The 14,024-nt window shown below is 58.5% G+C and carries 12 protein-coding genes; 3 read left to right on the plus strand and 9 right to left on the minus strand.

Going from position 1 to position 14,024, the window contains the following annotated elements; translation table 11 throughout:
- Nucleotides 1-117: 117 nt before the first annotated feature.
- The 4 genes from ABI_RS24070 to ABI_RS22835 all read right to left on the minus strand — a co-directional run bounded on the left by ABI_RS24070 (nucleotide 118) and on the right by ABI_RS22835 (nucleotide 5,564).
- The gene (locus tag ABI_RS24070; protein WP_157139087.1) at nucleotides 118-2,937 is read right to left on the minus strand and encodes a PAS domain S-box protein; all 2,820 of its coding nucleotides are present in this window, start codon (nucleotides 2,935-2,937) and stop codon (nucleotides 118-120) included.
- Nucleotides 2,882-3,682 carry an alpha/beta fold hydrolase gene (locus ABI_RS22825; protein WP_040310005.1) on the minus strand — a complete coding sequence of 267 codons (801 nt, stop codon included), beginning with the start codon at nucleotides 3,680-3,682 and terminating at the stop codon, nucleotides 2,882-2,884. The genes ABI_RS24070 and ABI_RS22825 overlap by 56 nt, the downstream gene beginning before the upstream one ends.
- Nucleotides 3,683-3,805: 123 nt before the next feature.
- Nucleotides 3,806-4,546, minus strand: coding sequence for a response regulator (locus tag ABI_RS22830; RefSeq protein WP_006275446.1), 741 nt, complete (start codon nucleotides 4,544-4,546; stop codon nucleotides 3,806-3,808).
- Nucleotides 4,547-4,790: 244 nt separating this feature from the next.
- A complete protein-coding gene (locus ABI_RS22835) occupies nucleotides 4,791-5,564 on the minus strand; it encodes a TrmH family RNA methyltransferase (RefSeq protein WP_006275447.1) in 774 nt (257 codons plus the stop codon).
- Nucleotides 5,565-5,735: 171 nt separating this feature from the next.
- Here ABI_RS22835 and ABI_RS22840 point away from each other — a divergent pair, with 171 nt between their 5' ends.
- The 3 genes from ABI_RS22840 (at nucleotide 5,736) to ABI_RS22850 (ending at nucleotide 9,568) form a co-directional block, all read left to right on the plus strand.
- Complete coding sequence (locus ABI_RS22840; RefSeq protein ID WP_006275448.1) at nucleotides 5,736-7,139, plus strand: glutamine synthetase family protein; 1,404 nt, start codon at nucleotides 5,736-5,738, stop codon at nucleotides 7,137-7,139.
- Complete coding sequence (locus tag ABI_RS22845) at nucleotides 7,139-8,419, plus strand: NAD(P)/FAD-dependent oxidoreductase (RefSeq protein WP_006275449.1); 1,281 nt, start codon at nucleotides 7,139-7,141, stop codon at nucleotides 8,417-8,419. Before ABI_RS22840 ends, ABI_RS22845 begins: the two co-directional genes overlap by 1 nt.
- Before the next feature lie 111 nt (nucleotides 8,420-8,530).
- Nucleotides 8,531-9,568, plus strand: coding sequence for a methyl-accepting chemotaxis protein (locus tag ABI_RS22850; protein ID WP_006275450.1), 1,038 nt, complete (start codon nucleotides 8,531-8,533; stop codon nucleotides 9,566-9,568).
- Between the two features lie 14 nt (nucleotides 9,569-9,582).
- Here the strand turns inward: ABI_RS22850 and ABI_RS22855 are convergent, their stop codons facing one another.
- From ABI_RS22855 to ABI_RS22875, 5 genes are all read right to left on the minus strand, one after another.
- Nucleotides 9,583-10,689, minus strand: coding sequence for a hypothetical protein (locus ABI_RS22855; RefSeq protein WP_006275451.1), 1,107 nt, complete (start codon nucleotides 10,687-10,689; stop codon nucleotides 9,583-9,585).
- 94 nt (nucleotides 10,690-10,783) lie between these two features.
- Entirely contained in the window at nucleotides 10,784-11,512 is a 729-nt protein-coding gene (locus ABI_RS22860) for a site-2 protease family protein (protein ID WP_006275452.1), read from the minus strand.
- Between the two features lie 39 nt (nucleotides 11,513-11,551).
- Nucleotides 11,552-12,958 carry an aspartate aminotransferase family protein gene (locus tag ABI_RS22865; protein ID WP_006275453.1) on the minus strand — a complete coding sequence of 469 codons (1,407 nt, stop codon included), beginning with the start codon at nucleotides 12,956-12,958 and terminating at the stop codon, nucleotides 11,552-11,554.
- A gap of 71 nt (nucleotides 12,959-13,029) precedes the next feature.
- A complete protein-coding gene (locus ABI_RS22870) occupies nucleotides 13,030-13,794 on the minus strand; it encodes a gamma-glutamyl-gamma-aminobutyrate hydrolase family protein (RefSeq protein ID WP_040310007.1) in 765 nt (254 codons plus the stop codon).
- Nucleotides 13,791-14,024, minus strand: coding sequence for a GNAT family N-acetyltransferase (locus ABI_RS22875; RefSeq protein ID WP_157139088.1), 234 nt, complete (start codon nucleotides 14,022-14,024; stop codon nucleotides 13,791-13,793). The genes ABI_RS22870 and ABI_RS22875 overlap by 4 nt, the downstream gene beginning before the upstream one ends.

Genomic DNA, 14,024 nt, shown 5'->3' on the forward strand with positions numbered 1-14,024 from the left:
CTCGAGCGCCGACGCATGGGCGGCCCCGAAGGCTCCTCGCGTAAGCTCGGGCGGCCAGGAAGCGTTGTTTGGCGCCCATGCCAACCCACAATGAGTGAAGGTCATCGTGGGTTGGTATTACCTATCTTTTTGATGACTGAGCCATCGCGCCGCGGTCGTCAAAAGCGTTGCGGGCTTCACCGGCTTTGCGACAACATCGTTCATTCCGGCGTCGATGGATCTTTGTTGCGCGTCTGCAGGATTTGCTGTGAGGGCAATAATAGGGACGACGGAATTGCGCGCATTTGAAATTCGAATGCCCGCGGTAGCAAGATATCCGTCCATCCCTGGCATGTTAATATCCATAAAAATCAGGTCAAAACTATGCCTGATGGCGACCCCCATAGCCTTATCGCCATTGTCCGCCGTCATCACGTCGTAGCCTTCTGACCTTAAAACAGTCGTGACAAATTCACGGCTGGCATCATCGTCGTCAACGACCAGGATCCGGTTGTGCGTCATCAGTTGGGCATTGTCCTCGTCGGGAACAAATTCTCTTTGCCCCATCTCGGCATCTCGCTTGATCGGGATGTCAACAATGAAACTTGTCCCATGACCGACTGTACTTTCCACGTTGATAGCCCCGTCCATCAACTCGACCAGTTGACGGCAAATCAAGAGACCAAGGCCAGTGCCAGTTTGCGTCTCGCCCGCTTTGCGATCGACTTGGCTGAATTTCTTAAACAGTTGGGCCTGCCCCTCAAGGCTAATCCCCGGGCCGGTATCGGAGACCGCTATTCGCAAAGTAGCACCTTCAGCGGACGCAATAGGTACCGCCTTAACCTCGACATGCCCCTTAACCGTGAATTTAATGGCGTTACCGATTAGGTTTTGAAGAATTTGTCGGAACCGGATCTCATCCAGCAACATGGCTGACGGTAAGTCATCTGCGACATCGACGCGGAGATCCAGTGATTTTGCTTTGGCTTGGACGGTGAGAAGGCCGGTCACATCGTCGATAATTGAGGCGACGTTGCACGCCGTCGGTTTGAGGCGAAGCTGACCGGCATCCATCTTGGCGTGATCAAGAATGCCGTTAATCAACGTCAGCAGGTTGTGACCTGCGGAATAAATTCTCTGGCTGTACCGAGCATTTTCACTTCCTTCAGGGTTGAGATCTGCCATGAGACCGGAAAACCCGATAATGCTGGTGAGGGGGGTTCGTATTTCATGGCTCATTGTCGCAAGGAAATTTGCCTTGGCCTCCGCCGCCACTTCTGCCTTTTCTCGGGCTACGACCAAGGCTGCGTTGGCCTCTTCAAGTGCGAGTTCCTTGGTTTTTAATGCCGTGATGTCGGTAACCAGGACGTAAAAACCACGCACAGCACCGTTTTCATCGCGATCAGGAAGATACTGCGCCCACGTATAGCCCGTCGCACCATTTGCCTTGGTCAGGGCCCTCTCAAAGCTCTGCTGCGCCCCGGCAAGCGCCCCCAGTATATAGCGCTCGTTTCGGGCAAAGAGCTCAGGGCCCATCAAGCTGGGCATATCGAGACCGATCATCTCCTCGGCGGTTCGGCCGAACCATTCTTCATAGGCGCGATTTGCAAACCGACATACCAGGGTATTGTCCCAATACGCCACCATTCCCGGCATATGATCAGCCAGAAGGCGGTGGCGGGTTTCACTGGCCTGGATGCGCTCCAGCGCTTCAACCGTTTCAGTGACGTCGCGGACGACATCCTGAAAGCCTATAATCCTGTCGGCGGCGGCATCAAAAATCGGACGAGGGTTAGCCTCCATCCAACGCAACGCGCCATTGGCATGTCGAACGCGATAGCGCACCCGCAATGGACGCTTCCAATCCCTCTCACGAAGATAGGTCGCGAAGACAGCAAGGGTACGATCATAGTCTTCGGCGTAAATGAGATCCCGGGTTGACCTGCCGACAAACGAGTCCGGACGATATCCCAAAATTTCCTCGATTGACGGCGAGAGGTACTGGAACGTTCCCTCAAGATCAAAGAGGGCGACGATATCGTTGGATCGCTCTGCCAGAAGACGATACTGCGCTTCACTCTCTTCGAGCTTGACCTGGGCGGCGACCAGATCGGTGACATCTTTAAAAACGCCGAAAATCGCTACAGCCTGACCGGCATGGTCGAATTCGCCAAGACCAACGGAATCGACAATGCGAACATCACCCGTATCGCGCCGTATCAGGCGCTTTCGGAAACTAAAGGTTGCCTTAGATTCCAAAGCTTCGGCAATGGCGCCTGCCACGGAAGCTCTGTCGTCTGGGTGGTAAAAGCTGATGCCATCATCAAGATTGGGTTGGTACCCCGCCGGATCACAGCCGTGTATTGCATATACCTCCGGCGACCAGGTCGATTGCGTGGTTTTAAGATCGACGTGCCAGTGTCCCACCTTGGCCAGCTTCTCGGCAAGGTCGAGGTAGGCTTGCCGGCGGTCCAGAAGGCTCTTCGCCAGGAGGAATTCCTGCGTGAACCCCCTGCGCCCCTTGGCTGGCATGAACGAAAACATGTCGACGCTGGCGCCATTCTTGAGCCGTCGCATTGCGCTAGCCGTCACGGGCACATTAATATTGTCAGGTCCGACAATGTCCAGTTCGACTTCATGCACACTTCCCGTAAGAGCAAGAGGTGGCAGAACATGAGATCCCATCACGAAGTTAGAGGGCCGCGTCAGAAGCCTTCTCAGGCTTACCCCGGTCAGTTCATGAGTGGCTTTACCTGCCATGGCCGCGAAGGCAAAATTGCAGCGCAGGATGTGCCCGCCCACGTCACAGAGCGCCAGACCGCAGGGCGCCAGATCAAAAAGCTCAGCGTCGTCATTTAGGTAAGGGGCTTCCGCTGGCTTGATCAATGGAATATCGAAACTCTTAGGGTTCAGCTCTGAGGTAATTTCGAATCGTTTCAGCGACGAGGTCTGGCGCACTTATATGCGGGCAATGTCCCTCGGAATGAATCAAAGCAAGTTGGGCATTTGGCATGGTCGCTTGCATGTATTCGCCAACCGTCAAGGGCGCGATGGCGTCCTCATCGCACTGTAGAATGAGTGTCGGGGTCGCCACGCCATCGAGATCAGACCTGTGATCCGATAGAAACGTCGTCCTGGCAAAATGGTGCGCTATTTCGGGGTCGGTGCGGCAAAAGCTGGATTCCAACTCCAGGGCCAACTCGGGCCGGTCGGGATTCCCCATGATGACCGGCGCCATTTGCGCGGACCAGCCACGATGATTTATCTCGAGAAATTCCAGCAGTTCTTCCAGAGATTCACGGGTGAAGCCGCCTTGATAGGCGCCGTCGTCAAGATAGCAGGGCGAAGGACCAACCATGATAAGATGTTCGAAGAGTTCAGGGCGCTTCTTCGCGGCGAGCAGCGAAATCATGCCGCTGACACTATGGCCGACGACCGTAATCCCGCTCAAGTTCAGAGCGTCGCATATGGAAATGAGATCGTCGGCGTAGCCTTGTAAGGAAGCGTACTTGGACTTTACAAAGGCCGAGGCGTCAGAATTACCCGCGCCGATCTGATCGTACAGAATGACTCGGAAATTTGGCTCAAAGTGGGGTGTGACGAGCCGCCACATATTCTGGTCGCACCCATAGCCATGAATAAAGATCATGGGCGTGGTGCCAGAACCTTTCTCAGTAATAGCAAATCGTTCTGAGATCGACATTTTGGGCCTCGACAAAAAGTGAACTTGGAGGATACCGCTCAACTCTCCAAGCCATGGTTAAAATAGCGGCTTTCAATTAATTTTTTCCATGGGGCGATCAGGCATTTCGCAAATTATCGGTATTCAGCGCTTAAACTCCGGCCGGAACATGTAGCCCACCGCATAGACAGTTCGGATCAATTCCTCCTTTTTGGCGCCTTCGGGATAAGCGTCATTAAGCTTCTTCCGCAAACGAGATATGACAGCGTCCAGAGCACGAGGCGTTGTGTGCTCATGAAGATCCGCCATACCGGAGAGAATTTGCTCGCGTTTTAGGGGGCGATCGGGATGGTTAAGGAAAACCCGCATCACTGCGAGCTCGGCTTGCGACAAGATCATCTGATGTCCCGAGGGGCCGATCATAATCCGCGAAACGGTGTCCAGGCTCCAATTGAAAAAATGGGTCCTCGTGGTGCCGGCGCCCGGCGCGCCGTTGACGGCATGCCTGCCTATGACGATGCGGATACGTGCCGCAAGTTCGTCGGCATTGAATGGCTTCGAAACATAATCCTGTGCCCCTATTTCCAAACCCTTCAGTCGATCAATGTCCTCACCGCGCGCGCTGAGCATGATTATGGGCGGCCCCTTGGCACTCGAGACACGTTTGCAAATTGACAGTCCGTCCTCGCCCGGCATCATGGCGTCCAGAACAATAAGGTCTATTCTCCGGGAAGCCAGAATAGCATCCATTTGGCGGCCACCATCTGCCGTAAGCACATGGAAGCCTCGAAGTGCCAAGGAAATTTCCAGTAGTTCGCGAATATCGTCCGTGTCGTCTACGACCAGTATCGTCGCCATCTCGAATTGTGATAAAGCGTTGCTCACGGGACTTAAGCCATAGTCTACGTTGGAGAATCAATTGGAAAATTCAATTGTGGGTCGTTGTCTTCAAGGTATTTGCTATATATTTCAAACAAAAAAATGAATTGCGACAAAGGCGTAAGATTCGCTTGGCCGTGGGCGTAGCTCAACCTGTAGCATTAAAACTTTCGGAGATCAAAAAACAGCCAACAACGTCGCTTATTGAAGGCCACTTTCAGAAAAGTCCCTCAATCAGCATATTGCCCCCTCAACGGCACATATGATACAGCACAATCCCGCTGGTCGTTGCCACATTCAGGCTGTCGAACCCGCCGTGCATGTCGATCCGCACGGACGTGCATGCCGCCATGACCTCGGGCGCCAATCCCGGCCCTTCCGCCCCGAACAGGAAGGCCGATCGTTCTGCCGGCGCCACGTCATCCAGCACAACCGCCCCTGACGGACTCAGCGCATAAGGCGCCACGCCATGCGCCGTCAAAGCCTCAACCAGATTCGGCACCCGGATATGCGGCACCTGAAATACCCCGCCGACGCTGACGCGGATGGCCTTGCGATACAGCGGATCGCAACAGGCCGCGTCCAGAAGCACCGCGTCGACTCCGAACGCCGCCGCATTGCGCATCAACCCGCCCATATTGTCGGTATTGGCGATCGTCGACAGGGCAAGCACCCGCACCCTGCCCGGCTTCAAAACCTCGCCCAGACCCGCAGGACCGGAATATCGCCCCAGAGCCAGATAACCACGATGGATGGCAAATCCGGCGACCTGATCCATAATCGCCTGATCGACAACATAGACAGGCACATCCCCAGCCTGAGAAATATCCAGCATTTTCAAACGATCGGGCGTCGTTAGCACACTTATACAAACGCACCAGGGGGACACAAACAACCGTTCGATCACCACCCGGCCCTCGGCCATAAACAGCCCCTCCCGCCCCGTCAGGTCGCGGTCCTTGACGTCGCGATACAGCCTAAGCCGCACATCTGACGGGTCTGTGATGGCAATGATCTCCGTCACGGCTTGCCTCTCTCCCTTTCCTCTGGCATATTGTGATCACAATCTCACGATACTCCGGCGGTTCATCCGCGGACCTTGGGTCGTATTTGGTTCATTCCCAAATGCTCGGTTGAGTGTCATGATCCGTTCACATCATGAGTCCCCGAGATCAAAATGTCGCACGACAGCTATATGAAATCCAAGAACAAACGTCACAAGATGACGTTCGCCAAACGCGGCGCCCGAGACCTGGAAGAGGCCAGAGGCTGGCTGATGAACCAGAATATCGAAGAGATTGAATGCATGATCCCCGACCTGGCCGGTGTGGCGCGCGGCAAAATCATGCCGTCGAAAAAGTTCCTCAGCGCCCCTTACATGAACCTTCCGCTGGCGGTCTTCTACCAAACCATCACCGGCGACTATCCTGATCTGGAAGGCGTCGTTGGCACCGTCCAGTCCGACACTGACATCTTCCTGAAGCCCGACTTCAACACCCTGGCCGCCGTGCCGTGGGCCCACGACCCGACCGCCCAGGTCATCCATGACGCCTTCCACCCAGACGGCCGCCCGGTCGAGGAGAGCCCGCGCCAGGTGCTGCGCCGCGTCCTCAGCTACTACACCGCCAAGGGCTGGAAGCCGGTCATCGCGCCGGAGCTGGAATTCTACCTCGTCGAAAAGAACGTCGACCCCGACTATCCGCTCAAACCGCCGATCGGCCGCTCTGGACGACCGGAGACCGGCCGTCAGGGCTATTCGATTGCCGCGGTGAACGAGTTCGACGCCCTGTTCGAGGACATGTACGAATATTCCGAGAGCCAGGGCCTGGAGATCGACACCCTGATCCACGAATCCGGCGTCGCTCAGATGGAAATCAACCTGCGCCATGGCGATCCGCTGGAACTGGCCGACCAGGTGCTCATGTTCAAGCGCACCATCAAGGAAACGGCGCTGGAGCACGACATCTACGCCACCTTCATGGCCAAGCCGATGGCCCAGGAGCCGGGCTCGGCCATGCACATCCACCAGTCGATCGTCGACGCGAAAACCGGGCAGAACCTATTCTCGGACCCCAAGACCGGCGAACCGACCGAGGCCTTCTTCTCCTTCATCGCCGGCCAGCAGAAATACATGCCCGCGATCACCTCGCTGCTGGCGCCCTATGTCAACTCCTATCGCCGTCTGGCCAAGGGGTCGGGCGCCCCGGTCAACACCCAGTGGGGCTATGACAACCGCACCGCCGGCTTGCGCGTGCCGCCAGCCGACCCGGCCAACCGCCGCCTCGAAAACCGCATCCCGTCGTCCGACGCCAACCCGTACCTCGCCATAGCCGCCGTCCTGGCCTCCGGCTATCTCGGCATGGTCGACAAGCTGAAGCCCGCCGACCCGGTCGGCCATGACGCCTCGACCCTCCCCCAGGGCGACCTACCCTATTCCCTGGTCCAGGCCATCATCAAGCTGGAACGCGCCCAACCCATCATCGACATCCTGGGGCCGCAGTTCGTCACCGCCTATTCGCGCGTCAAACTCTTCGAGTACGAGACCTTCATGCAGACCATCAGCCCCTGGGAACGTGAATTCCTGCTGCTGAACGTGTGATGCCAGATCTGAGCATTGCCAATACGGGTCACCCGGCAGGGTCATGGTATGCTGAAACCGCCGATATCCCGGCCTTCCCTACCGTCGAAGGCGAGATCGAAACCGATATCGCCATCGTCGGCGGTGGCTATACCGGACTGGGCGCCGCCTTGGAGCTTGCGCGTCAGGGCATAGACTGCGCCGTCCTCGAAGGCGGTCGCATTGGCTCCGGCGCCTCGGGCCGCAACGGCGGTCAGGTCCATACCGGCCAGCGCCTGGATCCCGAAACCCTGGAAAAGATGTTCGGCGAAGACATGGCGCGCCAGTTCTGGACCATGGCCATGGACGCCCGCGCCCACCTCGACGCTCTTATTCGCGATCAGGCCGTCAACTGCGACTTCAAACCCGGCCTGGTCCATGCCTGGCACAAGCCGCGCTTCGAAGCCGATGACCGCGCCTATGCCGACTTTGTCAGCAGCCGCTATGGCTACGACAAGCTGTCCTTCCTCGACAAATCCCAAACCGCCACCGAACTGGGCACGGACGTCTATCACGGCGGGCTGGTCGACGCCGGCGGCGGCCATCTCCACCCGCTGAAACTGGCCCTGGGCATGGCCCGCGCCGCCCAGTCCCGAGGCGCCAACCTCTATGAAGACAGCCGCGTCCTTCGCTACGAAGGCACCAGCCTCACCCTGACCAACGGCCGCCGTGTCAAGGCCAAACGCCTGCTGATCTGCGGCAATGGCTATATGGAAGGCCTCAGCGAACAGATCGACGCCAGGGTCATGCCGATCAACAACTTCATCCTTGTCACCGCCCCGCTGCCCGACAACACCATCCTGCCCAGCGACTACGCCGCCGCGGACTCACGCTTCGTCGTCAACTATTGGCGCCGTACGCCCGACAACCGGCTGCTGTTTGGCGGCGGCGAGAACTACACCCCTTGGTTCCCAAAGGATATCAAGGCCTTCGTCCGTCGCAACATGCTGAAAGTCTACCCGCAACTCAGCGACGTCGAGATCACCCACGGCTGGGGCGGCACCCTGGCCATCACCATGACCCGCGCCCCCTTCGTCCGCCGGCTGGCGCCTGACGTCCTGGTCAGCGCCGGCTACAGCGGCCAAGGCGTTGTCCTGGCGCCCTATTTCGGCAAACTTCTTGCCCGCGCCGTGACCGGTGATTCGCGCGACATCGACCTGCTGAGCCGCCTTCCCACCCCCGCCTTCTTCGGCGGCCGCATGCTGCGCTGGCCCGCGCTCGTGGCCGGGTTGAGCTATTACGCGCTACGCGACAGGCTTTAGACAGCACGCGACGGAATAGGTGAATTCCGTTTCGCGCAATACCATTTTTAAGTTTGCGTTAACCTTCAAAAACCTACTCATTGTGCGGTGCAATCGTTTGGAGGGATTACTGTGCAAGAGGCCAGCGTCAGTCTAAAGGATATCATCGCCCACTCCTCCCGTGCCCGGGCGATTATGTCGGGCAAGGTCAACGATATCCGCTCCGTCAATACGGTGCTGCGCATGCTGGCATTAAACGCCCTGATCGAAGCCCGTCGCGCCGGCGAGATGGGCGCCGGCTTCGGCGTCGTCGCCGACGAGGTAAAGGCCATCTCCGGCCGTGTCGAGACCCTGTCCAAGGACATGGCGGTCGAGCTTCTGGGCGAAATCAATGCGCTGGAGAAACTGACCCAGGACATGGCGCTGGCCAGCCAGGGCAACCGCCTGACCGACCTGGCACACAATGCCATCGAACTGATCGACCGCAATCTGTATGAACGGACGTGCGACGTCCGCTGGTGGGCAACCGACTCCGCCTTTGTCGACGCCGCTCAAAGCCGCGACACGACAACCTGCCATCACGCCTCCAAACGTCTGGGCGTCATCCTCGACGCCTACACGGTCTATCTCGATCTGTGGCTGTGTGACCTCGACGGCCATGTCATCGCCAATGGCCGGCCGCAGACCTACGACGTCACCGGCCGAAGCGTCGCCAACCTTCCATGGTTCCAGAAATCACGAAATCTTGCAACGGGCAATGATTTTGCTGTCGACGACGTCACCGCCAATCCGTGGCTCGGGGGTGCCCAGGTCGCCACCTACGCAACCGGCGTCCGTAAGAACGGCGACGCCGACGGCAAGCTGCTCGGTGTGCTCGGCATCCACTTCGACTGGGCGCCCCAGGCTCAGGCCATTACGCAAGGTGCGCGACTTTCCGCCGACGATCGCAAACGTTCCCGCGTCATGCTGGTCGACGCCCGCAGCCGTATCATCGCCGACTCTCAGGGCAAGGCCTCGTTGAACGAGAGCCTGAACCTGAAGACCGAAGGCCGCGACCACGGCCACTACACCGAACCGGACGGCACAGTCACCGCCTTCCACCGCACCCCGGGATACGAAACCTATCAGGGATTGGGCTGGTACGGCGTCATCGTCCAGAAGGCACCATAGATAGCGCCGACCGATCAGGAGCGTTTGTTACCGGCTGGCGCGGAGGGCAGTTCAGCAAGACGCTTTTGCATTGCGCCCGTCACGCCCGCCAAGGTGGTTTCGAGTGTGGCTGGAAAAGCTTCGGGGTCGAGCGTGACCTGGAAAGTCTTAGTCGAATAGCTCTTGCCGCCACCCGCCAACATGCCAATCATCGTGCCCGCCACGTCACCCAACTTTTCTCCGCGTGAGGTAACGTCCTTGAACGCTGTGATCGGGGTTGTCGCGGGTACCACGACACGGTCGAGATACAACTCCTGACGCCCCTGGCTGGGGACGGGATTGGGCATGAACCACAGCTTCGTCCGACTGGGGATAATCGTCATGACCGCCTTGCCGTCGATACTGACCGAGCCACTGCCGAACAGGTTGGAATATTTGCCACCGCCTTCTGAGGAGATGTCGACAAAGCCAACGGCCAACTCGACGCCCATAAGTGCCCCCGATATCTGCGCCGGAATGGCTTGTTCCGCGAAGGCCCTGCCCATGGTGTCACCAAATCCGAGAGCGACCGACACGCCGCTGAAACGGGTGTCCTGGGAAGAGACATAAATGCCTTTCCCTGTCGGCCCATAAAAGGTCGACTTACCTTTTCCAGAGGTTTTGGTCTGCCACGGCGACGGCTGAAAGCTCGGCTTGAGCTTCTGCCAGCCTGCGCTGGCCTCGACCTCGGCGTCGGGAACGAGCACATAGCCGCTGGCCGTCAGACCGGCGAGAAAGTCCGTGTAAAGCCGGTCGACGGCCGCCTGCACCGCCTGCGAGTTGACGCCCTCAACGACAAAGGTCGAGTCGGCGACCGCGCCGGAGCGGTAAGAGCGATCTTCCACGACCTTACCGGCCTGTTCAACCAACTCGACACTGAAGAATGGGGGAGCGATGCGCCCGCCTTCCGGCAGGGCAAACTTGCCGTAGCGGGCAAGCAAGGCATCGGCATTGGCCAGACCGTCGGCCGCCGATCCAATGGTGACGGACGGCGGCGCCTTGTCCTTCTTGGCCGCAAATGCCGGAGCGGCGACGAAAGCGGCAGTACCCGCCAGCCCCGTCAGGGCGGCACGGCGGGAAAGATTTTGAATCGACTGCGTCATGGAAACTCCCGAATGAAAACGCCGTTACACATGTGTGTAACCCTTGGACGCTTCATTGCAGCGGTTCAAATGACAAACATCGTAAGGTGTTGATTTACCACAGGCGGAAACGGCCGAGTCCCAGGAACACGGGCGCCAGGTCGATCCCGAGCGCCCCGGTAATCGCCAGCATGATCGGCATGATGATGCGATAGCCAAAGAAGAACACCAGGACCAGCAGCGCGACAATCATCAGCCCGCTCACCTGTGGCGAAACAGCGTTTCGCCAGCGCTGGGGCAGATACGGGCTGATAGCGCCAAACCCATCCAGGCCGGGAATGGGCAACATGTTGAGGATAAAGGCCGTCAGCAGGAAGAAAAAAAGGACCATCAGCGAGACGAAAAGCGCCGGCAGCCCCTGCAGTGCAACGGCGCCGAAATAGACCAGAACCGCACAGATCAGTGTCGCCGCGGGCCCAGCCAACGAAATAGCCGACTGATGCCACCGCTTGCGGATCAGGTCGGTGCGAATCATGACCGCCCCGCCTGGCAGGCCTATCCCACCCATGACCAGAGCAATAATCGGCAGGATCAGCGACGTCGGGCCGTAAAAATAATGGCGCGGGTCCAGGGTCAGGTAGCCACTGCCGGCGACGGTGTAGTCACCGAACTTCGAGGCCACAAGAGCATGGGCATATTCGTGCAGGCACAGGCTGATCAGCCAGCCCAACAGCACGAATACAAACGTCAGGAGGGCGAGATCCGGCGCCAGGGCAAGAAGAAAGCCCGTCGCAGCAAAAGCGGCGAGCAGGCCAATGAAGAGCCAGCTTATGTTGTTTTTCATAGGCGATAGATGACCTGTTCGCGCCTGGGATGCAAGCGCCTACAAGGCCCGCAGAACCGGTTCAGCCTCATTCAGCGATTGGTGCAGGATGTCGACCAGGCGGTCAATTTCCGCTTCGGTGATGATGAGCGGCGGACACATGACCAAGCTGTCCCGGATACCGCGAACCATCAAACCGTTCTTAATGCACAGGTCGCGGACAATCGGTCCTGCCGTGCCCTCTTTGCCGGTAAAACGCTTGTTAGTACCCGGTTCAGAGACGATTTCCACCGCCCCGATCAGGCCGATTGAGCGCGCCTCTCCGACCAACGGGTGGTTCTCAAGACGTTTTAACACCTTGGCCAGGTAAGGCCCGGTAACCGTGCGGGTCCGTTCGATCAGGTCTTCGTTTTCCATGATCTCGATATTGGCCAGGGCCACGGCGCAACAGGTCGGGTGGCCGCTATAGGTATAGCCGTGCACGAAATCACCACCGTGTTCGACCAGGGTATTGACGATCTCGCTCGACACGCCGACAGCGGAAATCGGCAGGTATCCAGACGACAGCCCCTTGGCCATGGCGATCAGGTCGGGCTTGATCCCCCAATGCTGGTGGCCGAACCAATGACCCAGTCGACCAAAGCCACAGATGACTTCGTCACAGATCAGCAGGATGCCATACTTGCGGCAAATGGCCTCGACCTTGGGCCAATAGCTGTCGGGAGGAATGATAACGCCGCCGGCGCCCTGAACCGGCTCACCGATGAAGGCGGCGACATTCTCCGCGCCGACGCCGAGAATACGTTCCTCGATCGAATTGGCGACACGTGTCGCGAAGGCGTCCGGATCTTCGCCGAAGCCCTCACCAAATTGATAGGGTTGCAACACATGCTCTACGCCAGGAATCGGCAGATCGCCCTGCTCATGCATGAACGTCATGCCGCCCAGCGACGCACCGGCTACCGTTGAGCCGTGATAGGCATTCTTGCGCGAAATGAAAATTTTGCGCTTCGGCTGGCCCTTCAGCGCCCAGTAGTGGCGGACGAGACGGAAGATGGTGTCATTGGCCTCGGAACCCGATGAATTGAAAAAGACGTGGGTCAGGGCCGGATTGGAAGCCTGCATCTTCTCGGCGATTTTGGCCGCGAGCCGCACGGGCGGCGGTGTCGCCGTCTTGAAGAAGGTGTTGTAGTAGGGCAGTTCCAGCATCTGCTCATAGGCAACGCGCGCCAGTTCGTCTCGGCCATAGCCGACATTGACGCACCACAGCCCGGCCATACCATCCAGGAGCGACTTGCCTTCGGCGTCGGTGATGGTGCAGCCCTCGGCACGGGTGATGATGCGCGACCCGCCCAGTTCGCGTTGCAATTTGTAATCCGATTGCGCCGGCAGATGGTGCGCCAGGTCGAGACGGCGCAATTCGCCCACGTCATAGTTTCGGATAGGCTTTTGGACAGGCAGGGTCATGGCGCGCTCATTAAAAACTGAGCGCCAATCTGATTCTAAATTTTATCGAAAGTCAAATATTGTGATCACAATTATGCGTGTTCCGCCACGGGCGCCAAAATGGATTGCCCACGTAGGGCGCGTCCCATCAGGCGGAAGAACTGCTGACTTTGCGGATGACGTTCCACCTGCCATTCCGGGTGCCATTGCACGGCAAGAAGCTGGCAGCCGCCGATATTAGCGCTGACGGCTTCGACCAGGCCGTCGGGCGCAATGGCCTCGACGACCAACCCGTCCCCCAACCGGCCAATGCCCTGATAATGCACAGAATTGACCCACATGCGGTCGGCGCCGTAAACCCCGTGCAGAACCCCGCCGGGCGTCAGGCTTACGTCGTGGCCGTGGTCGAACATGGCATCGAACGACGCCTCATCCGGGGCGTGGTGCGCGATCATGCCATTACCGCCACGACCGACATCGGTGCGCAGCGTGCCGCCCAGGACCACATTGATTTCCTGAAAACCGCGGCAGATGCCGAAGACCGGTTTGCCGATTGTGATCATGCATTCGATCATGGCCAGAGACACCGAGTCGCGACCGGTGTCGAACGGCCCGGCACAGGAGTCGCTGCCGTAAAGGTGCGGTTGCAGGTTGGAGGGCGAACCGGTCAGCATCAGGCCATCAAGGCGGCTGGACAGGGTGCGCGACACCTCGGCACCTGTCGGCGGGATCAGCAGGGCGTGACAATCACCGAACACCATCGCGGCGCGGACATAGCGCTCCATGACCGCATGGGCGTTCTCCACGCCAACGGTGCGGTTACAGGCCATGATGCCAATGACAGGTTTTTCCGTCATGATGTCAGGTCCAGGCGGCAAAAGATATCGTCCGGTGCCATCACCGGAAACCCAAAACGTAACGCATTACGGGGGATTTGGACATAACCATTTTTCGCGTAAAAGCCGAGTGCGCCGTCGAATTTCGCAATCGTGCCCACAGTGATGTCATCCAGACCGCGCAGACGGGCCTGCGCCAATAGGCAATCCATAAGGGCCTGACCATCGCCCGGCCGCCAGGGGCGAATCAT

It is taken from the genome of Asticcacaulis biprosthecium C19 (assembly GCF_000204015.1).
Lineage (GTDB): Bacteria > Pseudomonadota > Alphaproteobacteria > Caulobacterales > Caulobacteraceae > Asticcacaulis > Asticcacaulis biprosthecius.